Origin of the sequence: Mesorhizobium sp. B1-1-7 (genome assembly GCF_006442705.1) — a bacterium.
GTDB lineage: Bacteria > Pseudomonadota > Alphaproteobacteria > Rhizobiales > Rhizobiaceae > Mesorhizobium > Mesorhizobium opportunistum.
This window is the reverse complement of sequence record NZ_VFWQ01000032.1, coordinates 1-21,629: the sequence shown is the minus strand read 5'-3', so window position 1 is coordinate 21,629 and position 21,629 is coordinate 1. Positions and strand designations below refer to the sequence as shown.

General features: G+C 61.8%; 32 protein-coding genes and 1 pseudogene. All 33 read right to left on the bottom strand.

What is annotated here, in order from left to right; genetic code table 11:
• Positions 1–15 precede the first annotated feature (15 nt).
• The gene (locus FJ978_RS31950) at positions 16–1,674 is read right to left on the bottom strand and encodes a hypothetical protein (RefSeq protein ID WP_140576797.1); all 1,659 of its coding nucleotides are present in this window, start codon (positions 1,672–1,674) and stop codon (positions 16–18) included.
• Positions 1,675–2,068: 394 nt separating this feature from the next.
• A complete protein-coding gene (locus FJ978_RS31945) occupies positions 2,069–2,899 on the bottom strand; it encodes an aspartyl/asparaginyl beta-hydroxylase domain-containing protein (protein ID WP_140576796.1) in 831 nt (276 codons plus the stop codon).
• Between the two features lie 159 nt (positions 2,900–3,058).
• Positions 3,059–3,736: a DUF930 domain-containing protein gene (locus FJ978_RS33330; protein ID WP_246678240.1), complete on the bottom strand. Its 678-nt coding sequence runs from the start codon at positions 3,734–3,736 to the stop codon at positions 3,059–3,061.
• A gap of 5 nt (positions 3,737–3,741) precedes the next feature.
• Positions 3,742–5,049 (bottom strand): replication-associated recombination protein A, encoded by a 1,308-nt coding sequence (locus FJ978_RS31935; RefSeq protein WP_140576794.1) that lies wholly within the window; start codon positions 5,047–5,049, stop codon positions 3,742–3,744.
• A gap of 41 nt (positions 5,050–5,090) precedes the next feature.
• Positions 5,091–6,584, bottom strand: coding sequence for a DegQ family serine endoprotease (locus tag FJ978_RS31930; protein ID WP_140576793.1), 1,494 nt, complete (start codon positions 6,582–6,584; stop codon positions 5,091–5,093).
• A gap of 181 nt (positions 6,585–6,765) precedes the next feature.
• Positions 6,766–7,197, bottom strand: a complete 432-nt coding sequence (rplQ, locus tag FJ978_RS31925) for a 50S ribosomal protein L17 (RefSeq protein WP_013895690.1) — start codon at positions 7,195–7,197, stop codon at positions 6,766–6,768.
• 104 nt (positions 7,198–7,301) lie between these two features.
• A complete protein-coding gene (locus FJ978_RS31920) occupies positions 7,302–8,312 on the bottom strand; it encodes a DNA-directed RNA polymerase subunit alpha (RefSeq protein ID WP_006205443.1) in 1,011 nt (336 codons plus the stop codon).
• Between the two features lie 100 nt (positions 8,313–8,412).
• Positions 8,413–8,802: a 30S ribosomal protein S11 gene (rpsK, locus tag FJ978_RS31915; RefSeq protein ID WP_006205444.1), complete on the bottom strand. Its 390-nt coding sequence runs from the start codon at positions 8,800–8,802 to the stop codon at positions 8,413–8,415.
• 127 nt (positions 8,803–8,929) lie between these two features.
• The gene (rpsM, locus tag FJ978_RS31910) at positions 8,930–9,298 is read right to left on the bottom strand and encodes a 30S ribosomal protein S13 (protein ID WP_006205445.1); all 369 of its coding nucleotides are present in this window, start codon (positions 9,296–9,298) and stop codon (positions 8,930–8,932) included.
• A 206-nt stretch (positions 9,299–9,504) separates the two neighbouring features.
• A complete protein-coding gene (locus tag FJ978_RS31905) occupies positions 9,505–10,113 on the bottom strand; it encodes an adenylate kinase (protein ID WP_140576791.1) in 609 nt (202 codons plus the stop codon).
• Positions 10,110–11,450, bottom strand: a complete 1,341-nt coding sequence (gene secY, locus FJ978_RS31900) for a preprotein translocase subunit SecY (protein ID WP_013895692.1) — start codon at positions 11,448–11,450, stop codon at positions 10,110–10,112. The genes FJ978_RS31905 and secY overlap by 4 nt, the downstream gene beginning before the upstream one ends.
• Before the next feature lie 194 nt (positions 11,451–11,644).
• The gene (gene rplO, locus FJ978_RS31895; protein WP_023768599.1) at positions 11,645–12,118 is read right to left on the bottom strand and encodes a 50S ribosomal protein L15; all 474 of its coding nucleotides are present in this window, start codon (positions 12,116–12,118) and stop codon (positions 11,645–11,647) included.
• A gap of 22 nt (positions 12,119–12,140) precedes the next feature.
• The gene (rpmD, locus tag FJ978_RS31890) at positions 12,141–12,338 is read right to left on the bottom strand and encodes a 50S ribosomal protein L30 (RefSeq protein WP_006205449.1); all 198 of its coding nucleotides are present in this window, start codon (positions 12,336–12,338) and stop codon (positions 12,141–12,143) included.
• 24 nt (positions 12,339–12,362) lie between these two features.
• On the bottom strand, positions 12,363–12,926 hold the full coding sequence (gene rpsE / locus FJ978_RS31885; protein ID WP_006333394.1) for a 30S ribosomal protein S5: 564 nt from the start codon (positions 12,924–12,926) through the stop codon (positions 12,363–12,365).
• Between the two features lie 76 nt (positions 12,927–13,002).
• Positions 13,003–13,362, bottom strand: coding sequence for a 50S ribosomal protein L18 (rplR, locus tag FJ978_RS31880; RefSeq protein WP_010909284.1), 360 nt, complete (start codon positions 13,360–13,362; stop codon positions 13,003–13,005).
• 140 nt (positions 13,363–13,502) lie between these two features.
• Positions 13,503–14,036 carry a 50S ribosomal protein L6 gene (gene rplF / locus FJ978_RS31875; RefSeq protein ID WP_013895694.1) on the bottom strand — a complete coding sequence of 178 codons (534 nt, stop codon included), beginning with the start codon at positions 14,034–14,036 and terminating at the stop codon, positions 13,503–13,505.
• 89 nt (positions 14,037–14,125) lie between these two features.
• Entirely contained in the window at positions 14,126–14,524 is a 399-nt protein-coding gene (gene rpsH, locus FJ978_RS31870; protein WP_006205453.1) for a 30S ribosomal protein S8, read from the bottom strand.
• 12 nt (positions 14,525–14,536) lie between these two features.
• Positions 14,537–14,842 (bottom strand): 30S ribosomal protein S14, encoded by a 306-nt coding sequence (gene rpsN / locus FJ978_RS31865; RefSeq protein WP_013895695.1) that lies wholly within the window; start codon positions 14,840–14,842, stop codon positions 14,537–14,539.
• Positions 14,843–14,869: 27 nt separating this feature from the next.
• Entirely contained in the window at positions 14,870–15,448 is a 579-nt protein-coding gene (gene rplE / locus FJ978_RS31860; RefSeq protein WP_013895696.1) for a 50S ribosomal protein L5, read from the bottom strand.
• Positions 15,441–15,755: a 50S ribosomal protein L24 gene (gene rplX, locus FJ978_RS31855; RefSeq protein WP_006205456.1), complete on the bottom strand. Its 315-nt coding sequence runs from the start codon at positions 15,753–15,755 to the stop codon at positions 15,441–15,443. The genes rplE and rplX overlap by 8 nt, the downstream gene beginning before the upstream one ends.
• Before the next feature lie 12 nt (positions 15,756–15,767).
• Positions 15,768–16,136: a 50S ribosomal protein L14 gene (gene rplN / locus FJ978_RS31850; RefSeq protein ID WP_006205457.1), complete on the bottom strand. Its 369-nt coding sequence runs from the start codon at positions 16,134–16,136 to the stop codon at positions 15,768–15,770.
• A 72-nt stretch (positions 16,137–16,208) separates the two neighbouring features.
• A complete protein-coding gene (gene rpsQ, locus FJ978_RS31845; RefSeq protein ID WP_010909280.1) occupies positions 16,209–16,448 on the bottom strand; it encodes a 30S ribosomal protein S17 in 240 nt (79 codons plus the stop codon).
• A gap of 11 nt (positions 16,449–16,459) precedes the next feature.
• Positions 16,460–16,660: a 50S ribosomal protein L29 gene (gene rpmC / locus FJ978_RS31840; protein WP_006205459.1), complete on the bottom strand. Its 201-nt coding sequence runs from the start codon at positions 16,658–16,660 to the stop codon at positions 16,460–16,462.
• A gap of 13 nt (positions 16,661–16,673) precedes the next feature.
• On the bottom strand, positions 16,674–17,087 hold the full coding sequence (gene rplP / locus FJ978_RS31835) for a 50S ribosomal protein L16 (protein ID WP_006205460.1): 414 nt from the start codon (positions 17,085–17,087) through the stop codon (positions 16,674–16,676).
• Between the two features lie 27 nt (positions 17,088–17,114).
• Entirely contained in the window at positions 17,115–17,840 is a 726-nt protein-coding gene (gene rpsC / locus FJ978_RS31830) for a 30S ribosomal protein S3 (RefSeq protein ID WP_013895697.1), read from the bottom strand.
• The gene (gene rplV, locus FJ978_RS31825) at positions 17,840–18,229 is read right to left on the bottom strand and encodes a 50S ribosomal protein L22 (RefSeq protein ID WP_006205462.1); all 390 of its coding nucleotides are present in this window, start codon (positions 18,227–18,229) and stop codon (positions 17,840–17,842) included. Before rplV ends, rpsC begins: the two co-directional genes overlap by 1 nt.
• 2 nt (positions 18,230–18,231) lie before the next feature.
• A complete protein-coding gene (rpsS, locus tag FJ978_RS31820; RefSeq protein ID WP_006205463.1) occupies positions 18,232–18,510 on the bottom strand; it encodes a 30S ribosomal protein S19 in 279 nt (92 codons plus the stop codon).
• 16 nt (positions 18,511–18,526) lie between these two features.
• Complete coding sequence (gene rplB / locus FJ978_RS31815; RefSeq protein WP_013895698.1) at positions 18,527–19,360, bottom strand: 50S ribosomal protein L2; 834 nt, start codon at positions 19,358–19,360, stop codon at positions 18,527–18,529.
• A gap of 23 nt (positions 19,361–19,383) precedes the next feature.
• Entirely contained in the window at positions 19,384–19,677 is a 294-nt protein-coding gene (locus FJ978_RS31810) for a 50S ribosomal protein L23 (RefSeq protein WP_010909275.1), read from the bottom strand.
• A complete protein-coding gene (rplD, locus tag FJ978_RS31805) occupies positions 19,674–20,294 on the bottom strand; it encodes a 50S ribosomal protein L4 (protein ID WP_013895699.1) in 621 nt (206 codons plus the stop codon). Before rplD ends, FJ978_RS31810 begins: the two co-directional genes overlap by 4 nt.
• A complete protein-coding gene (rplC, locus tag FJ978_RS31800; RefSeq protein WP_013895700.1) occupies positions 20,294–21,007 on the bottom strand; it encodes a 50S ribosomal protein L3 in 714 nt (237 codons plus the stop codon). The genes rplD and rplC overlap by 1 nt, the downstream gene beginning before the upstream one ends.
• A gap of 61 nt (positions 21,008–21,068) precedes the next feature.
• On the bottom strand, positions 21,069–21,377 hold the full coding sequence (rpsJ, locus tag FJ978_RS31795; RefSeq protein ID WP_010909272.1) for a 30S ribosomal protein S10: 309 nt from the start codon (positions 21,375–21,377) through the stop codon (positions 21,069–21,071).
• A gap of 69 nt (positions 21,378–21,446) precedes the next feature.
• Positions 21,447–21,629: pseudogene (gene tuf / locus FJ978_RS31790) on the bottom strand (elongation factor Tu); the annotation flags it as partial.

The following is a 21,629-nucleotide window of genomic DNA, read 5'->3' as shown; positions in this document are numbered from 1 at the left end:
CAGTCGACCCCGCCTTCACCACTCGGGCGCCGTCCAGTTCGGATATCTCTTCTGGAACTCGCTGTAGAGGGCATCCACTTCGGCTTTGCTGACCGGGCGCACCTGCTCATAGAGGTAACCGGTAAGGCCGCCGGACAATTGATAGGTTTCAACGCGTTTGTAGGCAGCGCCGATGCCCGTTCCCTCGACAATATTCTGGTTGGGAAGCGTGACACAGATCTGCGCACCCGGCTGCAGATGGATAACAGGCCGGTCAGCCACGACAACATATCTGGATTTCAAAGCCTCCGGCCGGAATCGATCGCGACTATCCACCTGACAAATCCATCCGACGTGCGGAGTGAGCTTGGGATCCAAACCAAACAACAGCGAGTCGCTCAAAACCGCGCCTGAGGCAAACACCGAAAAACGATCCTCAGCTTTCATTTTGCCAAGCAGGTCGGCAATCAAGCGTCTGTATTCGGGAAGATTGTCGAGGCGTAGCGGGAGCGTCGCTTCCTCGGCGAAAACGAAGCCAACCGGCGACAACAGTTGATGACCGACTGGAAAAAAAGTGCCAAAAAAAGCAAATCCGGCGGCACAAGCGATGGCGGCCGCCGACCATCGTGACTTCAGTGCCGGCATCGAAACGATTGCAACGATTGCCTGGGCGTATGCCGGGAACAACCAAAGAAACATCGGCAATGAATGGTGCCGCTCCGGATCCTGCGTGCGGATAAAGATCAGGAAGGTGAGCACCGAGGCAAAGGCGCACAACAGCGAAAACCCATTGCGGCGCACGATCGAGAGATAGATGCCAACGAAGATCAGCAGCCAGTTCACATAGCTGAGCCGGGATCCCATCTCGCCAAGTTGGATGAGGAAGGTCGTCCTGTATCCGCTGTAGAGATCGCCATAGCTGGTGCCTAGAATCTTGGCGATCAGCGGTAGCTGAAAGTTCAATGAGGTCGCGGCAATAACGAAAATCGCACACAGGCCGCCCAATGCCGCTTTGCCAAAGGACGGATAGCTCCGATCCCTTGCAATCTGCAGCAAACAAAAGAAGGCGGCGGAAACGGCGATGCCAATGACGGCGTAGGCGTACCAGCGACGCAGCATGAACGCCAGCCACAGGCACACGCCCACGCAAATTCCGCTGATCACCGGCTCGCGGGTAAGAACCTTTGACTTCCAAAGAAAATAGGTCGCCACGGTAATGGCAAGACAACCGGCAATGTCCGGCATTCCACGAAGCGTCGGCGCCCAGAACGGAGTATAGAGGAAGGCCGCAATCCAGACGGCGAGCCAGGCTCGGGGCGAAGCCGTCTCGGAAGTCGCCTCCAGATAGCTCATTCGGGCTATGAGGAGAACCGTCGGTACCAGATAGACCGCGACTATTCCGGCGACAAACGCATATCGCGAACCTCCGAAAACTACATAAATCGGCATCAACGGCGCCAAAATCGCCGAACCATAGTCATCTGTCGCGATAGAGGTGGCCAACTGGCTTAGCCATTGAAAAGGCCCGTCGATCAGGAGCGCCCCTTGATGCCGGAATGTATTGAAGTAGGCGACGAAGTCCCAATAATAGACGGGCTCTTCAAGGCTTACATATATGGCGCTCAGAACAAGGCCCGGTATCAGGGTGCAAATGTAAGCCCCCGTCCAGAATCCGAAGATTTTGTTCTTTGTCACTGGAGGCCGCCTGGGAGGAAAAGACAGAGCCGTGGAACCCGAACCGCACCAACTCCCAACGCAGGAACCGTTCCGGCAAATGCGAATCTAGTGAGACGATTCATATAATGAATTGTCGAGAGCCCAAATGGCGGTGAAGAACAAGCGCGGAGACGCCTTGCTCGCCTCAAGCCCAGCGACGGCATTGCCGAACGGAGTCCCGGTGCCGGAGGCTCAAGAGGTACCGGAGTTTCAAGAGGTACCGGAGTTTCAAGGCTTGGCGATGCCAAGCCTGTGCACGAGATCTGTCAAAATTGACCACACCTCGTACTGCCACACCTCGTACTGCCACACCTTGTCCTGCAAGCCACCAGAACGCTGCCGGCGGAGCCCGACAGCGTCGATAGCTTTCAGCTCAGGTGGTTTCGATTTTCTTCGGCTTGGTCGAGCCGATCATTTTCCAGTTCTTGTAGAACATCGAATTGATGCGCTCGACGCTGACCGAGACGATAGCGAGCATGCCTGCTATCAGCCGGGGAACCGGGGATGGTCTGATGATGTCCATGAACACGCAGTAGCGGCGGCCGTCATACTCGTTGACCGAGCGGTGCAGCAGCGTGTCGTCGAAAATGAACAGCGGATTGTCGTACCAGTAATTCTTGACGTTGCCGCATTCGACGAAGATCTCCGACTTCACCGGGATCAGATTGTAGAGAATGCGCAGGCTGAGCCGCAGCGGGCCGAAGTGCCACGAGGTCGATTCGCGCTTGCTGAAGACGGAAACGGCGATCGTCTTGATGTATTTGAAATCCTTGTTGAACTCGGCGACGTTGTCGATCCTGTGCTTGCCGTACCATTGGTAGACATACATGCCGCGCCGGCCGGCGCCGAAATTGGCATCGATGTCGGCGATGATCTCGTCCTTGCGCGCCTTGAAGATGTCCAGGATCTCATTGACCTCGCGCTGATAATCGGCGGGAAACTGTTCCAGCTTCCACACGCCGGGATTCCTGTAGCAGAGCAGATCGACCAGCAGGTTGAACGGCGACAGCAGCCAGGTGAACAGGCCGTTGCCGAGGAAGTAACCTGAGAACAGCGAGAGATCCTTTCTGTCGTTGCGCAGCACGTCGATCAGGCCGCAGACGATGAAGATCGTCGTCAGGATGGGGATGAAATAGAAGCCAAGGGCGAGAAGCGGGACGGCAATGGCCAATTTGCGAAGGGATTTGCGAAGGGTTTTTGTCATTTTTCCACGCGCGAAGCGCGATCCTGTTGCGAATGAACTGCCAAAATCACGGCAACGACCACCGCCCGGCCGTGCGCCTTGATAAGGTTTTTTGGGTCACCACACAACGGTCACGGCATCGTGCCTGGCGGCTGCCTCGTGGAGGTCGCCGGACTTCGGTCAATGCACCGCCGGCAAACCAAGCTCGTCCCATTTTTCCCTGGCCACGGGATCGCCGACCAGGAACTCAAAGCCGATGACGCTTTCGCCGTCTCGTGCGAGCTGGCATTTGAACTTCAAACTGTACCAGTTTTTGCGGCTGCGGAAAGCCGCACCGTTCGCGGCAATCGTGGTTCCAGTGATTTTTTCCTCCGCCGTCGCGTAAGGCACGACGCGTTCGGGCTGAAAGTCCGCGCGCCAGCGGCGAATCTGGTCCATGGCCTCGAGATTGCACAATTGCACCATGCGTTCATCCGAAGCGAAGGTGGCGAGATCGGCGCGCGCCTGCCGGCTGCGTGGATCGGCGAGCGTCTTGGCCGACAGCATCTCGGTCGGCCGGATCATGGCCGGCGCAGCCGGCTGTTGAGTTTGACGGGCATCCGGCGTTGGCGCCGGAGTTCGCGCCTCCGGCGCCGGTAGCGGTGCCGGCGTTGGCGCGGGCGGTCGCCTTGTCGAAGCCTCGAACTGCAGCGGCGTCAGAATGTCGACAGACACCCGCTCTTCCTCCAGCCGTTTCGGCGGCTTCGGCAATGGCATCAAGGCCAGCGCGGCGGCGAGCAGCGTGTGCAGGACAACAGAGGCGGAAACACCCCAGGGCGAAGCCTCGTTTCGAAGCGTGACGACCACCGGGCCGCGCAAGCCGGCTATTCCCGCTCTTTGCGCAGCTTTGCCCAATAATCGAGCCGCTTCCTGATATCGCGCTCGAAACCACGTTCAGGCGGATCGTAGAAGGTCTGGCGGCCCATCTTCTCGGGGAAATAGTCCTGGCCCGAAAACGCATCCGGCTCGTCATGATCGTAGCGATAGCCCGCGCCGTAATCCTCTTCCTTCATCAGCTTGGTCGGCGCGTTCAGAATATGCTTTGGCGGCAGCAGCGAGCCGTGCTCCTTGGCAGCGCGCGTGGCTGCCTTGAAGGCGGTGTAAACGGCGTTGGATTTGGGCGCGGTGGCGAGATAGACGGTGGCCTCGGCAAAGGCGAGTTCGCCCTCGGGCGAGCCGAGATAGTCGTAGGCGTCCTTGGCGGCGTTGGCGACGACCAGCGCCTGCGGATCGGCAAGGCCGATATCCTCCATCGCCATGCGCACCAGCCGGCGGCCGAGATAGAGCGGATCCTCGCCGGCATCGAACATACGAGCGAGATAGTAGAGCGCGGCGTCGGGATCCGAGCCGCGCACCGATTTATGCAGCGCCGAGATCAGATTGTAGTGGCCGTCCTGGCCTTTGTCGTAGATCGGCGCACGGCGCTGGACGATGCGCTGCAGCCCTTCGGGATCGAACACCTCGCCGGGCTTGGCGGCACGCCAGACTTCCTCGGCGAGCGTCAGAGAGGCGCGTCCGTCGCCATCGCTCATGCGGATGAGCATTGTCCGCGCCTCGTCGTCGAGCGGCAGCGCCCTGCCCTCCGTCTCCTCCGCCCGCGTCATCAGCTTGGCGATGCTCTCCTCGCCGAGCGAATGAAAGACCATGACACGCGCGCGCGACAACAGGGCCGCGTTCAATTCAAAGGACGGGTTTTCGGTCGTGGCGCCGACCAGGACGACCGTCCCATCCTCCATGACGGGGAGGAAGGAATCCTGCTGGGCGCGGTTGAAACGATGGATCTCGTCGACAAACAACAATGTCTGGCGGCCATTGGCGCGGCGCAGCTTGGCGGCCTCGAAGACCTTCTTCAGGTCGGCGACCCCGGAAAACACCGCCGATATCTGCTCGAAAGCAAGGCTGGTCTCGCCGGCAAGCAACCTTGCCACTGTGGTCTTGCCGGTGCCGGGCGGACCCCAGAAAATCATCGAACCGAGCGAACCGGAACTGATCAGCCGGGTCAGCGCGCCATCTGGCCCGGTCAGATGTTCCTGGCCAACGACCTCACCCAGATTCTTCGGCCGCAGCCTGTCGGCTAGCGGCCGTCCTGGCGGCGTCTTTTCCGGTTCGTCAACGCTGAACAGATCGGCCATGCACTTCTTTTGTTTTGGAGCGCGATCTCTTCAGATCGAGCTCAGTAACGCAACACCTGGCGCAGTATCTGCCCGCCGCGCTCGACGGTAAAGCGCCACCAGCGCGTATCCTGCTGGGCAGCCTGCGCCAGCGTCGCGGCTGTGTCTATCGCGGTGCCGTTGACCTCGCGCACGATGTCGCCCGGCATGAAACCGAAATCGGCGGCCGGCGAGTCGCGGTTGATGTCGATCACCGTCACGCCCTTGAGATCGGTGCGCAGGCCGAGCTTCTGGGCAAGCCGTGGCGACAGCTCCGCGACCTTGGCGCCCGAGAACGGGCTGCGGCCATGCAGCGTCACTTCCGAGGCCTTCGCACCCTCCGGCGCGCGCTCCAGCGCGATGTCCATCGCCGCCTGCTGGCCCTTGGTCAGGATCGCGAAATTGGCCTTGGTGCCGATCGATAGCGTCGCCATGCGATAGTCCAGCGCCTCGATGCTCTCGACCGGCTTGCCGTTGATCTGCAGCACGACATCGCCCGGCTTCAGCCCCGCCTTGCCCGCCGGCCCCGTCGCATCGACGGACGAGACCAGGGCGCCGGTCGGCTTTTCCATGGCAAGCGATTCGGCCATCTGCGGCGTCACCGCCTCGAACTCGGCGCCGATATAGGGGCGCTCGAAGAAGTCGAGACCGGCCTTGGCGGCATCGGCGAAAGCCCGCACCATGTTGGCCGGGATGGCAAAACCGATGCCGATCGAGCCGCCGCTGCGGCTATAAATTGCGGTGTTGATGCCGACTAGCTGGCCGCCCATGTTGATCAGCGCGCCGCCGGAATTGCCGGGATTGATGGCGGCGTCGGTCTGGATGAAGTAGCCCGAGTCCGAGACGCCGATATGGCTGCGGGCAAGTGCGGAGACGATACCGCTTGTGGTGGTCTGGCCGACGCCGAAGGGATTGCCGATGGCCAGCACCAGATCGCCAACTTCGAGCGCGTCGGAATCGCCGATGGCGATCACCGGGAATGGCTTGTCGGATTCGATCTTGAGCACGGCAAGGTCGAGCGTCTCGTCCTTCAGCATCACCTTGCTGGTGAATTCGCGCCCGTCGGCGGTCGCCACCTTGACCTCGTCGGCATCCTTGATGACGTGAAAATTGGTGACGATGACGCCGCTCGGATCGACAAGCACGCCCGAACCCAGCGAGGACTGCGCGCGCGGCCGGGCACGGCCGAAAAACTCCTCGAAGAACGGATCGCCTTCAAAAGGCGACGTGACCTTGGCCGTCTGCGAGGCATAGACATTGACCACGGCGGGCGCCGTCTGCTTGACCAGCGGCGCGAACGACAGCTGCACCTCTTCGCGGCCGAACGGCACGCGCTTGTCGGGTCCTGAGGTAGCGTTTTCGCCCTCGACACCATGCAACAGATCGGTCAGCACGTCCGACAGGCCCGGATCGGCTGGTTTTGCGGCGTCTTCGGCCAACGCCTGCCGAACTGCCGGTGCGGCTGCGAACACCATGAAGGCGCAGAGCAGGACAAGGGACAGTCTTTTGGCGCGCATTCGCGAATCCTCCAAGGCAAGTTCGGGCGCATTGTCCCGACGATTGTGCAAAATGAAAGGCTAAGCCGCTGAAATCCGATTATTTTCGCGCAAGCAGATCTTTATGGGCACGCTTTGAACCGCGCAGAACATGAAAAAGGGGCCCGCAGGCCCCTTCAATTCATTCTGGAAAGACGTGACCTTATGCGGCCGCGGCGTCCGCTTCGGTGCCTTCGGCTTCGAGGCGGGCGCGGTCGCCGGCGCCCTTGGCCGAGGTGTCGCGATCGACGAACTCGATGACGGCCATCGCGGCATTGTCGCCGTGACGGAAGCCCGCCTTCATGATGCGCAAATAGCCGCCGTTACGGTTGGCGTAGCGCGGGGCGATCGTGTCGAACAGGCGCTTGACGACGCCTTCATTGCCGATCTGCGCGATCACCTGGCGGCGGGCGTGCAGGTCGCCGCGTTTGCCGAGCGTCACCAGCTTCTCGACGATCGGACGCAGGTCCTTCGCCTTCGGCAAGGTGGTGACGATCTGCTCGTGCTCGAGCAGCGACACGGCGAGGTTGGCGAACATCGACTTGCGATGGCTAATGCTTCGGGCGAAGCGACGGCCTTTGAAACCGTGGCGCATGGCTCATTTCCTTCTTCAGTTGTTCAAGAGGCCACGGCCTCTGATGGTTTTCCGCATGACCGTCGGATCGAGCGGCCCACGCCGCCGATCCTTGGAATTCATGCTCAGTATTGATCTTCGTAACGCTTGGCGAGGTCTTCGATGTTTTCCGGTGGCCAGTCCGGCACTTCCATGCCGAGATGCAGGCCCATCGCCGCCAGCACTTCCTTGATCTCGTTCAGCGACTTGCGGCCGAAGTTCGGGGTGCGCAGCATCTCGGCTTCGGTCTTCTGGATGAGATCGCCGATGTAGACGATGTTGTCGTTCTTCAGGCAGTTGGCCGAACGCACCGAAAGCTCGAGTTCGTCGACCTTCTTGAGCAGCGCCGGGTTGAAGGCGAGCTCGGTGACGGCTTCCGCCGCGACTTCCTTCTGCGGCTCGTCGAAGTTGACGAACAGGCCGAGCTGGTCCTGCAGGATGCGGGCGGCGAACGCCACCGCATCCTCGCCCGAGATCGAACCGTCCGTCTCGATGGTCATGGTCAGCTTGTCGTAATCGAGAACCTGGCCCTCGCGGGTGTTCTCGACCTTGTAGGAGACCTTCTTGACCGGCGAATACAGGCTGTCGACCGGAATCAGGCCGATCGGCGCATCCTCGGCGCGGTTGCGCTCTGCCGGCACGTAACCCTTGCCGGTGTCGACGGTGAATTCCATGCGGATTTCAGCGCCTTCATCCAGCGTGCAGATGACGTGGTCGGGGTTGAGGATCTCGACGTCGCCAACCGTCTGGATGTCGCCGGCCAGAACCGCGCCCGGTCCCTGCTTGCGCACGACCATGCGCTTGGGTCCATCGCCTTCCATGCGGATGGCGATTTCCTTGATGTTCAGGACGATGTCGGTCACGTCCTCGCGCACGCCGGCGATGGACGAGAATTCATGCAGGACACCGTCGATCTGTACGGCGGTGACGGCCGCACCGCGCAGCGAAGACAGAAGCACGCGGCGCAGCGCGTTGCCGAGCGTGAGGCCAAAGCCGCGCTCGAGCGGCTCGGCGACCAGCGTGGTCAGCGTCTTCTTCTTCGACGAGAACTCGATCTTGTTCGGCTTGATCAGTTCCTGCCAATTTTTCTGGATCATGATGCTTTCCTTCCGTTGACCCGCCACCATCCAATCGTGGCGGGCGACCTGGAATACCGTGGAGGAACGCCTTTCGGCGTTCGCGCGGCGTTCAATAATGTTAGACGCGGCGCTTCTTGCGCGGGCGGCAGCCATTGTGCGGGATCGGCGTCACATCACGGATCGAGGTGATGGTGAAGCCGGCCGCCTGCAGGGCACGCAGCGCCGATTCACGGCCCGAGCCAGGTCCGCAGACCTCGACTTCGAGCATGCGCATGCCGTGTTCCTGGGCCTTCTTGGCAACGTCCTCGGCAGCCATCTGGGCGGCGAACGGGGTCGACTTGCGCGAACCCTTGAAGCCCTGGGCACCGGCCGACGACCAGGCGATCGAATTGCCCTGCGCGTCGGTGATGGTGATCATCGTGTTGTTGAAGGTCGAATTGACGTGGGCAACGCCCGACGAGATATTCTTGCGTTCGCGACGGCGAACACGAGCGGCTTCCTTGGCCATGATAGTCCTTTCAGTTGATCTCTACACCGCCGTAATGCCAGCGGCTCCACCTTTGAAAGCGAGTAGTGAGTAGTAATTAGCGAATAGGGATCCCCTACTCGCTAATGGCTACTCGCTATTCGCTCACTTACTTCTTCTTGCCGGCGATCGACTTGGCCGGGCCCTTGCGGGTGCGTGCATTGGTGTGGGTGCGCTGGCCGCGAACCGGCAGCGAGCGGCGGTGACGCAGGCCGCGGTAGCAGCCGAGGTCCATGAGACGCTTGATGTTCATCGACACTTCGCGGCGCAGGTCGCCTTCGACCTGGTAGTCGCGGTCGATGGTCTCGCGGATCTGCAGCACTTCCGCGTCGGTCAGCTGGTTGACGCGACGCTCCGCCGGGATGCCGACCTTGTCGACGATCTCCTGGGCGAACTTCTTGCCAATGCCGTGAATGTACTGAAGCGCGATGACGACGCGCTTGTTGGTCGGAATGTTGACGCCGGCTATACGAGCCATGTTCTTCTCTTCTCCATGTGGGCCGGCCAACCCTCAAAAAGGCAGATCCGGCGCTGTCAAAGTTGCCCCGCGTCCGGTGGAGGCCGGCCCGTGCGGGAGTTTCCAGTTCAAAGCGACTGCCTTGCCCTTGCGGACAAGCAAAGCCCATGCCTGATAGGAAGACGGGCCGCCATACCGCAGCGAACCGCTCCCGTCAAGCGCAATCGTTAATTTACCGACTCCGCCCCTTGAGCGGCCGCCGCGAGCACGGCCTCGATCTCGGCGGTCACCGCGTCGATGCTGGCCATGCCGTCGACAGTCTTGAGCCTGCCCTTGGCGTAATAGTAACCGGTCAGCGGAGCGGTCTTCTTGTAGTACTCGCGCAGGCGCTCTTCGAACACCGCGGGATTGTCGTCCTTGCGCACCGGCTGGCCGGCTGCCTTGGCATCCTCGGCGCGCTTGACGATGCGGCCGACCAGGGCCCTGTCGTCGACGACCAGTTCGATGACCGTGTCGAGGCCGATGCCACGCTCGGCAAGCATCTGCTCGACCGCATCGGCCTGCACCAGCGTGCGCGGGTAGCCGTCGAGGATGAAGCCCTTGGCGCAGTCGGCCTGGTCGATCCGCTCGGCAACGATGGCGTTGACGATGGCATCGGACACCAGTTCACCCGCATCCATCACCGCCTTGGCACGCTTGCCGACTTCGGTGCCGGCTTGAACGGCGGCACGCAGCATGTCGCCCGTCGAAAGCTGGGGTATGCCGTGTTTCTCTACCAGTCTTTGTGCTTGTGTCCCCTTGCCCGCTCCTGGCGGCCCAAGCAAAATCAACCTCATCTGGCTTTCTTCCCCCCGCGCAGCTTCGACTTCTTGATCAGGCCTTCATACTGGTGCGCGATCAGGTGGCCCTGAATCTGCGCAACCGTATCGAGCGTGACACTGACCACGATCAGAAGCGATGTGCCACCAAGGTAGAATGGTACGCCAGTCGCCGAGATCAGGAACTCCGGCAGCAGGCACACCAGCACCAGATAGATGGCGCCGACGACGGTGATGCGGGTGAGAACGTAATCGATGTAATCGGCGGTGCGCTCGCCCGGACGATAGCCCGGGATGAAGCCCGAGTGCTTCTTGAGCTGGTCGGCGGTGTCCTTCGGGTTGAAGACAATCGCTGTGTAGAAGAAGGCGAAGAACACGATCATCGCCGCGTAGAACGCCATGTAGAGCGGCTGGCCGTGGCCGAGCGAGGCCAGGATGGTGCTGGCCCAGGCCGGCATGTTGGTCGTCTGCGAGAAGCCGGCGATGGTGGCCGGCAGCAACAGCAGCGACGAGGCGAAGATCGGCGGGATGACGCCCGACGTGTTCAGCTTGAGCGGCAGATGCGAGGTATCGCCCTGGAACATGCGATTGCCGACCTGGCGCTTCGGATATTGGATCAGCAGGCGCCGCTGGGCGCGCTCGAAGAACACGATCAGTGCGATGACGACGATGGCCAGCACGATGATCGCCAGGATCAGGCCGGTCGACAGGGCGCCGGTGCGGCCGAGTTCCAGCGTGCCGGAGATGGCATGCGGCAGGCCGGCGACGATGCCCGAGAAGATGATCAGCGAAATGCCGTTGCCGATGCCGCGCGCGGTGATCTGCTCACCGAGCCACATCAGGAACATGGTGCCGCCGACCAGGGTGACGACGGTCGAGATGCGGAAGAACATGCCGGGATCGCTGACGATGCCGTTGCCGTTCTCCAGGCCGACCGAAATGCCATAGGCCTGAACCAGCGCGAGCAGCACGGTGCCGTAGCGCGTGTATTGGTTGATGACCTTGCGGCCCTGCTCGCCTTCCTTCTTCAGCGCTTCCAGCGACGGGATGACCGAGGTCATCAGCTGCATGATGATGGAGGCGGAGATGTAGGGCATGATGCCGAGCGCGAAGATCGCCATACGCTGCACGGCGCCGCCGGCGAACATGTTGAACATGCCGAGCACGCCCTTGCTCTGCGAGGAGAAGGCCTGGGCGAAGGCGTCGGGATTGATGCCGGGAAGCGGAATGTAGGTGCCGAGGCGATAGACGAGCAGCGCGCCGATGGTGAACCAGATGCGTTTCTTCAGGTCCTCCGCCTTGGCGAAGGCCGAGAAATTCAGATTCGAGGCTAATTGTTCAGCAGCCGAAGCCATGCCTGATTCTCCGCTTGGTAACGCTTGATGGCCCGTGAGGTCAGGCGGTGCGTTTCACCGAAGCTCACGAGATAAGCTCCGGGCTCTAAACATGCAAGCGGCCGCGTTGACGCGGCCGCTTAATTGAGCAGATCAAAGCGCAATCGTGGGCAAAAACGGGATCCCATTCTTACCGGTCGCGCTTCAAATTGCCGTTACTCCGCGGCTGCCTTTTCCGGCAGCTTGACCGAGCCGCCGGCCTTTTCGATCTTCTCGATCGCGGCCTTGGAGGCACCGGCGACGTCGAAGGCGAGCTTCGCCTTGATCTCGCCGTCCGAAAGGATGCGCACGCCGTCCTTGACGCGACGAATGACGCCGGCGGCAACCAGCGATTCAGCCGTCACGGTTGCCTTGGCATCGAGCTTCTTGGCATCGATGGCCACCTGGATGCGGGCCAGCGAGACGACGGTGAAGCTCTTGGCGAAGATGTTGTTGAAGCCACGCTTCGGCAGGCGCCGGTAAAGCGGCATCTGGCCACCCTCGAAGCCGTTGACGGCGACGCCGGAGCGCGCCTTCTGGCCCTTGACGCCGCGACCGGCGGTCTTGCCCGAGCCGGAACCGATGCCACGGCCGAGACGCTTCTTGGAGTGCGTCGCGCCGTCCTTGTCACGCAGATCGTTGAGTTTCATCTGGGTTCTCCTGCGCTTTGGCTCAGCCCTCGTCCACGACGCGGACGAGATGCTGAACGGCAGCGATCATGCCGCGCACGGAAGGCGTATCTTCCAGGGTGCGCTGCTTGTGCATCTTGTTGAGGCCGAGGCCGACCAGCGTCGCGCGCTGTTCCTTCGGGCGGCGGATCGGCGAACCGATCTGCTCAACGGTGATGGTCTTGGTTGCTTTCTTGGCCATGGTCAAAATCCCTGGTCAGATCGACTATTCTTCAGCCGCAACGGCGGTGCCGCGGCGGGCCTGAAGGGTCGAATACTTGATGCCGCGCGCGGCAGCCACATCCTTGGGATGCATCTGGCTCTTCAGCGCGTCGAAGGTGGCGCGAACCATGTTGTAGGGGTTCGACGAACCCATCGACTTGGCGACCACGTCATGCATGCCGAGCGTCTCGAAGACGGCGCGCATCGGGCCGCCGGCGATGATGCCGGTACCCTGCTTGGCAGCGCGCAGCAGAACGCGTCCGGCGCCCCAGCGTCCCTCGACGTCGTGGTGCAGCGTGCGGCCCGAGCGCAGCGGCACGAAGATCATGTCGCGCTTTGCCGATTCGGTTGCCTTGCGGATCGCTTCCGGCACTTCGCGTGCCTTGCCGTGACCGAAGCCGACGCGGCCCTTCTGGTCGCCGACGACGACGAGTGCGGCGAAGCCGAAGCGACGGCCGCCCTTGACGACCTTGGCGACGCGGTTGATGTGGACCAGCTTGTCCACCATGCCGTCATCGCGTTCTTCACGATCGCGGCCGCGGCCGCCATCCCTACGTTCCTGTGCCATATCCTGTTCCTTGTTCTTTTCCGGAAGCACGGGTTGCTGATTGCCGGCGCCGCTTTGGGTCGCCGACGGTGAAAGATCAGAAGCTCAAGCCGCCTTCGCGGGCAGCTTCAGCCAGCGCCTTGACGCGGCCATGATAGATGTACGGGCCACGGTCGAAGACGACTTCCTTGACGCCGGCCTTGGTGGCGCGCTCGGCGATCAGCTTGCCGATCGCGGCGGCGGCGGCGGTGTCGGCGCCGGTCTTGAGCGAACCCTTGAGGTCCTTCTCGAGCGTCGAGGCGGCAGCGATGGTGTGGCCCTTGGCGTCGTCGATCACCTGGACATAGATGTTCTTCGAGGTGCGGTGAACCGACAGACGCGGACGCTCGCCGGCGACCTTCCTGATCTGGCGGCGAACGCGCTGCGCACGGCGCTGCGTGGATTCCTTGGTACCCATGATGGTCTTCCTTGCCTTCAAAAAACGGGGGCCGCCATGTGCGGTAGGCGAAAGCGCCTCCCGCGACCGCTCCCCGCGGCGTTGCACTTCTTCAGCTTGGCCCTTTCCGAAAAGTCTTCAACCTTTCGGGGCCAAGCCCACTACTTCTTCTTGCCTTCCTTGCGGACGATCTTCTCGCCAGCGTAGCGGACGCCCTTGCCCTTGTAGGGCTCGGGGCCGCGGTATTCGCGGATCTCGGCGGCCACCTGGCCGACCTGCTGCTTGTCGATGCCGGCCACGGTGATTTCCGTCGGCTTCGGCACCGTGATGGTGATGCCAGCCGGCGTCTCGTAGACGACGTCATGGCTGAAGCCAAGCGCCAGCTGCAGGTTCTTGCCCTGAAGTGCGGCACGATAGCCGACGCCGGTGATCTCGAGCTTCTTCTCGAAGCCGTCCTTCACACCCTGCAGGATGTTGACGATCTGCGTGCGCGACATGCCCCACTTGGAGCGGGCCGTCTTGGTCTGGTCGCGCGGCTGGACAGCAATCTCGCTGCCTTCCATCTTGACCAGGACTTCGTCGTTCACCACGAACTTCAGCTCGCCCTTGGGGCCCTTCGCCGTCACGGTCTGGCCGTTGACGGTCGCGGTCACGCCCTGCGGCAGCGAAACGGGTTTCTTTCCAATACGAGACATTTTGTTGTCCTCGTCACTTCTCTTGTTTCAGGTCTCTGTCTTCGGAAACGATCCGAAGACCGGATTCCACTTTGCGGTCAGCTGCCAGATCAGAAGATCTGGCAGAGGATCTCACCGCCGACGTTCTGTTCGCGTGCTTCGTGGTCGGCCATCACGCCCTTCGGTGTCGAAAGGATGGCGATGCCGAGGCCGTTGGCGACGTGCGGGATCGACTTGGCCGAAACGTAAACGCGGCGGCCCGGCTTCGAGACGCGGGCGATTTCACGCACGACCGGCGCGCCGTCGAAATACTTCAGCTCGATCTCGATTTCGGACTTGCCGTTGTCGAAGTCGGTCTGGCTGTAATCGCGGATATAGCCTTCAGCCTTCAGCACGTCGAGGACGCGGGTGCGCAGACGCGAAGCCGGCGTCGAGACACTCGACTTCTTGCGGCCGTAGGCGTTGCGGATGCGGGTCAGCATATCGCCGAGAGGATCGCTCAATGACATGTTATGTCCTCCTTACCAGCTCGACTTGACCAGGCCCGGGATCTGGCCGTTATTGCCGAGATCACGAAGCGCGATGCGCGATACTTTGAGCTTGCGATAGTAGGCACGCGGGCGGCCGGTGACTTCGCAGCGGTTGCGGATGCGGATCTTGGCCGAGTTGCGCGGCATGGCGGCAAGCTTGAGCTGAGCGCGGAAGCGCTCTTCCATCGGCTTGGACTGATCCATGATGATCGCCTTGAGGGCAGCCCGCTTGGGACCGTACTGGTCGGCAAGCTTGCGGCGCCTGTTGTTCTTCTCGACTGAGCTGGTCTTTGCCATTTCAGATTTTTCCTTTTCTCGCTGCCGTTACTGGCGGAAGGGGAAGTTGAAGGCCTTGAGCAATGCCCTGGCTTCGTCGTCCGTCTTCGCAGTCGTACAAACGATGACGTCCATGCCCCAGATCTGATCAACCTTGTCGTAGTTGATCTCCGGAAACACGATGTGTTCCTTGATGCCCATGGCGTAGTTGCCACGGCCATCGAAGCTCTTCGGATTCAGTCCGCGAAAGTCGCGGACGCGCGGCAGCGCGATGTTCACGAGGCGGTCGAGGAACTCGTACATGCGTTCCTTGCGCAGCGTGACCTTGGCGCCAATCGGCATGTTCTCGCGGACCTTGAAGCCAGCGATCGAATTGCGGGCGCGGGTGACGACGGCCTTCTGGCCGGCGATCATCGCCAGGTCTTCGGCGGCAACCGAAGGCTTCTTCGAATCGGCGGTCGCTTCACCGACGCCCATGTTCAGCACGATCTTGTCGAGGCGCGGAACCTGCATGTCGTTGTCGTAGCCGAACTGCTCCTGCAGCGCCTTGCGGATGGTCTCGTTGTAGACCTGCTTGAGGCGCGGCGTGTTGGTGGCAGTCGCCTGCTTGCTTTGAGCCTTAGCCATTGATGACTTCTCCCGAGCGCTTGGCGACGCGCACCTTCTTGCCGTCCTTCTGGAAGATGAAACCGACGCGGGTCGGCTTGCCATCCTTGGGGTCGGCCAGCGCGATGTTCGACAGCTGGATCGGCGCTTCCTTGGTGATGATCCCGCCCTCTTGGGACTGGGACTGCTTCTGGTGACGACGGATCATGTTGACGCCGCGCACCAGCGCGGTGTCATCCTTCGGCTGAACCGAGAGGACTTCGCCCGAACGGCCCTTGTCCTTGCCGGCCAGAACGACGACCTTGTCGCCTTTTCTAATCTTTTGCATTGGTCCGGCTCCTTACAGCACTTCAGGCGCGAGCGAGATGATCTTCATGTGGTTCTTGGCGCGGAGTTCGCGCGGAACCGGTCCGAAGATACGCGTGCCGATCGGCTCTTTCTTGTTGTCGACGAGAACGGCCGCGTTCTTGTCGAAACGGATCACGCTGCCGTCCGGGCGGCGGATGTCCTTGGCCGTGCGAACCACGACCGCCTTCATCACATCGCCCTTCTTAACGCGGCCGCGCGGAATGGCTTCCTTGATCGACACCACGATGATGTCGCCCACGGAAGCGTATTTCCGCTTCGAGCCGCCCAGCACCTTGATGCACATGACACGACGCGCGCCGGAATTATCCGCCACGTCGAGGTTTGTTTGCATCTGAATCATGACTGGCCGCCTTCTTCTTTTCTAACGGGACGGGTTCTTCACCCCTCCCCGGTCTGTCCAAAATTCGTTTGTTTACGCCTGGTCCGAGGATACGACGATCCAGCGCTTATCCTTGGAAATCGGCTTCGATTCCTGGATGAACACCTGATCGCCAACCTTGTGGGCGTTGTTCTCGTCGTGCGCCTTGTACTTCTTGGTCATGCGCACGGTCTTCTTCATCACGGGATGCGTGAAGCGCCGTTCGACCTTGACGACAACCGTCTTCTCGTTCTTGTCGCTGACGACGGTGCCCTGCAGAATGCGCTTTGGCATGGTTTTCGTCCTTAAGCCTTCTTAGCCGCGGACTTTTCCGCAGCGATGGTCTTGATACGCGCAATATCCTTACGGACCTGTCTCACGCGCGCGGTCTTCTCGAGCTGGCCGGTGGCCTTCTGGAAGCGCAGATTGAACTGCTCCTTCTTCAGGCTGGCCAGGTCGTCGGTCAGCTGGTCCTGGGTCTTGGTCCGGATGTCTTCGGCTTTCATGATCAGCCCGTCCTTATTCTGCGATGCGCTGTACGAAGCGCGTCCTGACCGAGAGCTTGGCCGCGCCGAGACGCAGCGCCTCACGGGCGGTTTCTTCATTGACGCCGTCGATCTCGAACATGATGCGGCCCGGCTTGACGCGCGCCGCCCAGTAGTCGACCGCGCCCTTGCCCTTGCCCATGCGGACTTCGGTCGGCTTCGAGGTGACCGGCACGTCCGGGAAAATACGGATCCAGACGCGGCCAGCGCGCTTCATTTCACGAGTGATCGCGCGGCGGGCCGCCTCGATCTCACGCGCGGTGACGCGGTTCGGCTCAAGCGCCTTCAGCCCGAAACCACCGAAATCCAGGTTGGTGCCGCCCTTTGCGGTACCATGGATACGGCCCTTGAACTGCTTGCGGAACTTTGTGCGCTTTGGCTGCAGCATCGTTCTAACTCCAAATTCCTAAATGTCTCAGGCGTTTTCGCGACGACGACCGCGTTCGCGATCACCACCACCGCCATGCGCAGCATCACCCTCGGTCGCGCGACGTTCCGAAGCCATCGGATCGTGCTCGAGGATCTCGCCCTTGAATACCCAGACCTTGACGCCGCAGATACCGTACGCGGTGTTCGCCTCGGCCGTGCCGTAGTCGACATCGGCGCGCAGCGTATGCAGCGGCACGCGGCCTTCACGGTACCATTCCATGCGCGCGATCTCGGCGCCGCCGAGACGGCCGGCGCAGTTGATGCGGATGCCCTCGGCACCGAGGCGCATCGCCGACTGCACGGCGCGCTTCATGGCGCGGCGGAACGCGATGCGGCGTTCGAGCTGCTGTGCGATCGACTGGGCGACCAGGGTCGCGTCGATTTCCGGCTTGCGCACTTCGACGATGTTGAGGTGCGTCTCGGACTTCGTCATCTCCATCAGCTTCTTGCGAAGCTTCTCGATGTCGGCGCCCTTCTTGCCGATGATCAGACCCGGGCGCGCGGCATGGATGGTGACGCGGCACTTCTTGTGCGGGCGCTCGATCACGACCTTGGAGATCGCGGCCTGCTTGAGTTCCTTCTCAAGATACTTGCGGATCTTGATGTCCTCATGCAGCAGCTTGCCGTACTCGCCGGTGTTCGCGAACCAGCGCGAATCCCAGGTGCGGTTGATGCCGAGGCGAAGACCGATCGGATTGACTTTCTGGCCCATTATGCGGCCTCCCCTTTTTCTTCGACTTCACGAACGACGATCGTGAGGTGCGAGAACGGCTTCTCGATACGGCTGGCGCGACCACGGCCACGAGCGTGGAACCGCTTCATGACGATCGACTTGCCGACATAGGCTTCCGCCACGATCAGCGCATCGACGTCCAGGTCGTGGTTGTTTTCCGCGTTGGCAATCGCCGATTCCAGCGTCTTCTTGACCGTGCCGGAAATCCGCTTGGCCGAGAATTCGAGATCGGAAAGCGCTGTCGCGACCTTCTTGCCGCGGATTAGCGCGGCAACCAGGTTCAGCTTCTGCGGGCTGATACGGATCGTGCGCAACACGGCGCGCGCTTCGTTGTCAGCAAGCCTGCGCGGAGCTTTGGCCTTGCCCATGATTATTTCCTCTTCGCCTTCTTATCCGCGCCGTGACCGTAATAGGTCCGGGTCGGAGCGAATTCACCGAACTTATGACCGACCATGTCCTCGTTCACCGAAACGGGAACATGCTTCTGGCCGTTGTAGACACCGAAGGTGAAGCCGACGAACTGCGGCAGGATGGTGGAGCGACGGCTCCACATCTTGATCACCTCATTGCGACCACCTTCACGAACCTTGTCCACCTTCTTGAGAAGGTAGCCGTCGATGAAGGGGCCTTTCCAAATAGAACGAGTCACTTGGCGTTACCTCTTCTTAGCTCTTGCGCTGATGGCGCGAGCGCAGGATGAACTTGTCGGTCGCCTTGTTGGACCGCGTCTTCTTGCCCTTGGTCGGCTTGCCCCACGGGCTGACCGGATGACGGCCACCGGAGGTGCGGCCTTCACCACCGCCATGCGGGTGGTCGACCGGGTTCATGGTCACGCCGCGATTGTGCGGACGCTTGCCGCGCCAAACCGTGCGGCCGGCCTTGCCGTCGTTGATGTTGCCGTGGTCCGGGTTGGACACGGCACCGACTGTGGCCATGCAGGAGCCGTGGACGACACGCTGCTCGCCCGAATTGAGGCGCAGGATCGCCATGCCCTGGTCGCGGCCGACGAGCTGGGCGTAACCGCCAGCCGAACGGGCGACCTGGGCGCCCTTGCCCGGCTTCAGCTCGATGTTGTGGACGATCGTGCCGACCGGCATCGAGGCCAGCGGCATCGCATTGCCCGGCTTCACGTCCACCGCTTCGCCAGCCACGATCTTGTCGCCTGCGGCAAGGCGCTGCGGGGCGATGATGTAGGACAGCTCGCCATCGTCGTACTTGATCAACGCGATGAAGGCGGTGCGGTTCGGATCGTATTCAATGCGCTCGACCGTGCCGACGACGTCGAACTTGCGGCGCTTGAAGTCGATGATGCGGTACGAACGCTTGTGACCACCGCCGATGAAGCGGGCGGTGATGCGGCCGTGATTGTTGCGGCCGCCCGACTTGGTCAGGCCCTCGGTCAGACCCTTGACGGGCTTGCCCTTGTAGAGGCCCGAGCGGTCGACGATGACCAACTGGCGGGTGCTCGGCGTTACCGGGTTGAATTTTTTCAGTGCCATTGTTGTTGTCCTCGCGGCCTTGCTCAGAGACCCGTCGCGACGTCGATCGACTGGCCGTCGGCCAGCGTCACAATCGCCTTCTTGACGTCGCTCTGGCGGCCGATCGTGCCGCGGAAGCGCTTGATCTTGCCCTTACGGACAAGCGTGTTCACGGCCATCACCTTGACGCCGAACAGCGCTTCGACGGCGGCCTTGATTTCCGGCTTCGACGCCTTCTTGGCGACGTTGAAGACGACCTGGTTCTGCTCGGAAGCCATGGTCGACTTTTCGGTGATCGCCGGGCTGACGATCACGTCGTAGTGACGAAGGTCGGTCATTTAAAGCGCTCCTCGAGAGCCTCGACGGCGGCCTTCGAAAGGACCAGCGTGCCGCGGCGCAGAATGTCGTAGACGTTGATGCCCTGGATAGGCAGCACGTCGATGTTCGGAATGTTGGTCGCGGCCAGCTTGAAGTTCTGGTCAAGCTCGGCGCCACCAATCACCAGGGCGTTGCTCAGGCCCAGCGTCGCGAAATTCGCGATCAGCGCCTTCGTCTTGGCCTCTGTCAGCTTCAGCTCGTCGATGATGATGATCGACGCGCTCTTGGCCTTGGCCGAGAGAGCATGCTTGAGGCCGAGCGCGCGGACCTTTTTCGGCAGGTCGTGCTCGTGGCTGCGGACGACCGGGCCATGGGCCTTGCCACCGCCGCGGAACTGCGGAGCGCGTGCGGAGTGGTGACGGGCGCGGCCCGTGCCCTTCTGCTTGTACATCTTGGCGCCGGTGCGCGCGATTTCGGCGCGGCCCTTGGCCTTGTGCGTGCCCTGCTGCTTCTTGGCAAGCTGCCAGCGCACGACGCGCTGCAGGATGTCCTCGCGGGGATCAAGGCCGAAAATCTCCTCGGAGAGTTTCACCTTGCCGGCGTCCTTGCCGCCCAGCGTTGTGATCTTGAGATCCATTATTCCGCTCCCTCTGTGGCCGGAGCCTCGTTCTTAGCAACGGCACGGATCGCGGCGGGCTTCGGCGCATTGGCCGGCAGCGCCACCTTGGCCGCGTCGCGGACCAGGATCCATGCGCCCTTCGATCCGGGAACCGCACCGCGGATCAGGATCAGGCCGCGATCGGCGTCGGTCGAGACGATCTCGACATTCTGCGTGGTGACGCGGGTGTCGCCCATGTGGCCAGCCATATGCTTGCCCTTGAACACCTTGCCCGGGTCCTGACGCTGGCCGGTCGAACCGTGCGTACGGTGCGAAACCGAGTTACCGTGCGTCGCGCGGCCACCACCCATGTGGTGGCGCTTGATGACGCCCTGGAAACCCTTGCCGATCGTCGTGCCCGTCACATCGACCTTCTGGCCGGCGACGAAGTGCTCGACGGTGATCTCGGCGCCAACATCGATCATGTTGTCGGCGGAGACGCGGAACTCGGCGACCTTAGCCTTCGGCTCGACGGAAGCGGTCGCGAAATGGCCGCGCAGCGCCTTCGACGTGTTCTTTACCTTGGCGAGGCCAACGCCGAGCTGAACGGCGGTGTAGCCATTCTTCTCCTGCGTGCGCTGCGCCACGACCTGGCAGTTCTCCATCTGGAGAACGGTGACGGGAACATGTTCCCCGGCATCGTTGTAGATGCGGGTCATTCCCACCTTCTTTGCAATCACACCTGAACGCATCGGTTCAATTCCTTTAGAGTTCCGGGCCAGGGGCACCGCCCCTTACCGCGCTCTCATTCCCTTAGAGCTTGATCTCGACGTCGACGCCGGCGGCCAGATCGAGCTTCATCAAAGCATCGACGGTCTGCGGGGTCGGATCGACGATGTCGAGCAGACGCTTGTGCGTGCGCATCTCGAACTGCTCGCGGCTCTTCTTGTCGACGTGAGGCGACCGGTTGACCGTGAACTTTTCGATCCGCGTCGGCAGCGGAATGGGGCCGCGGACGTTTGCACCGGTACGCTTGGCCGTCGACACGATTTCCTTCGTCGAGGCGTCGAGCACGCGGTGATCAAACGCCTTCAGGCGGATGCGGATATTCTGTCCGTTCATGCGTCACTTCCTTGTTCTGGCGCGGCGCGGGCAACTCCCGCGCCCGCGACAGATCGGTTTAAGTCCAAATTACTCTTTGATGGTGACGACGATGCCGGCACCGACGGTGCGGCCGCCTTCACGGATGGCGAAGCGCAGCTTCTCTTCCATGGCGATCGGCACGATCAGCTCGACATCGACCGTGATGTTGTCGCCGGGCATCACCATCTCGGTGCCTTCCGGCAGCGACACGATGCCGGTCACGTCCGTGGT

Coding starts and splice junctions, on each gene's coding strand:
- FJ978_RS31945 (WP_140576796.1), bottom strand. CDS start 2,899: ATGACAAAAACCCTTCGCAAATCCCTTCGCAAATTGGCCATTGCCGTC.
- FJ978_RS31935 (WP_140576794.1), bottom strand. CDS start 5,049: ATGGCCGATCTGTTCAGCGTTGACGAACCGGAAAAGACGCCGCCAGGA.
- FJ978_RS31930 (WP_140576793.1), bottom strand. CDS start 6,584: ATGCGCGCCAAAAGACTGTCCCTTGTCCTGCTCTGCGCCTTCATGGTG.
- rplQ (WP_013895690.1), bottom strand. CDS start 7,197: ATGCGCCACGGTTTCAAAGGCCGTCGCTTCGCCCGAAGCATTAGCCAT.
- FJ978_RS31920 (WP_006205443.1), bottom strand. CDS start 8,312: ATGATCCAGAAAAATTGGCAGGAACTGATCAAGCCGAACAAGATCGAG.
- rpsK (WP_006205444.1), bottom strand. CDS start 8,802: ATGGCCAAGGAAGCCGCTCGTGTTCGCCGTCGCGAACGCAAGAATATC.
- rpsM (WP_006205445.1), bottom strand. CDS start 9,298: ATGGCTCGTATAGCCGGCGTCAACATTCCGACCAACAAGCGCGTCGTC.
- FJ978_RS31905 (WP_140576791.1), bottom strand. CDS start 10,113: ATGAGGTTGATTTTGCTTGGGCCGCCAGGAGCGGGCAAGGGGACACAA.
- secY (WP_013895692.1), bottom strand. CDS start 11,450: ATGGCTTCGGCTGCTGAACAATTAGCCTCGAATCTGAATTTCTCGGCC.
- rplO (WP_023768599.1), bottom strand. CDS start 12,118: ATGAAACTCAACGATCTGCGTGACAAGGACGGCGCGACGCACTCCAAG.
- rpmD (WP_006205449.1), bottom strand. CDS start 12,338: ATGGCCAAGAAAGCAACCAAGACCATCACCGTTGAGCAGATCGGTTCG.
- rpsE (WP_006333394.1), bottom strand. CDS start 12,926: ATGGCACAGGAACGTAGGGATGGCGGCCGCGGCCGCGATCGTGAAGAA.
- rplR (WP_010909284.1), bottom strand. CDS start 13,362: ATGGGTACCAAGGAATCCACGCAGCGCCGTGCGCAGCGCGTTCGCCGC.
- rplF (WP_013895694.1), bottom strand. CDS start 14,036: ATGTCTCGTATTGGAAAGAAACCCGTTTCGCTGCCGCAGGGCGTGACC.
- rpsH (WP_006205453.1), bottom strand. CDS start 14,524: ATGTCATTGAGCGATCCTCTCGGCGATATGCTGACCCGCATCCGCAAC.
- rpsN (WP_013895695.1), bottom strand. CDS start 14,842: ATGGCAAAGACCAGCTCAGTCGAGAAGAACAACAGGCGCCGCAAGCTT.
- rplE (WP_013895696.1), bottom strand. CDS start 15,448: ATGGCTAAGGCTCAAAGCAAGCAGGCGACTGCCACCAACACGCCGCGC.
- rplX (WP_006205456.1), bottom strand. CDS start 15,755: ATGCAAAAGATTAGAAAAGGCGACAAGGTCGTCGTTCTGGCCGGCAAG.
- rplN (WP_006205457.1), bottom strand. CDS start 16,136: ATGATTCAGATGCAAACAAACCTCGACGTGGCGGATAATTCCGGCGCG.
- rpsQ (WP_010909280.1), bottom strand. CDS start 16,448: ATGCCAAAGCGCATTCTGCAGGGCACCGTCGTCAGCGACAAGAACGAG.
- rpmC (WP_006205459.1), bottom strand. CDS start 16,660: ATGAAAGCCGAAGACATCCGGACCAAGACCCAGGACCAGCTGACCGAC.
- rplP (WP_006205460.1), bottom strand. CDS start 17,087: ATGCTGCAGCCAAAGCGCACAAAGTTCCGCAAGCAGTTCAAGGGCCGT.
- rpsC (WP_013895697.1), bottom strand. CDS start 17,840: ATGGGCCAGAAAGTCAATCCGATCGGTCTTCGCCTCGGCATCAACCGC.
- rplV (WP_006205462.1), bottom strand. CDS start 18,229: ATGGGCAAGGCCAAAGCTCCGCGCAGGCTTGCTGACAACGAAGCGCGC.
- rplB (WP_013895698.1), bottom strand. CDS start 19,360: ATGGCACTGAAAAAATTCAACCCGGTAACGCCGAGCACCCGCCAGTTG.
- FJ978_RS31810 (WP_010909275.1), bottom strand. CDS start 19,677: ATGACCGACCTTCGTCACTACGACGTGATCGTCAGCCCGGCGATCACC.
- rplD (WP_013895699.1), bottom strand. CDS start 20,294: ATGGATCTCAAGATCACAACGCTGGGCGGCAAGGACGCCGGCAAGGTG.
- rplC (WP_013895700.1), bottom strand. CDS start 21,007: ATGCGTTCAGGTGTGATTGCAAAGAAGGTGGGAATGACCCGCATCTAC.
- rpsJ (WP_010909272.1), bottom strand. CDS start 21,377: ATGAACGGACAGAATATCCGCATCCGCCTGAAGGCGTTTGATCACCGC.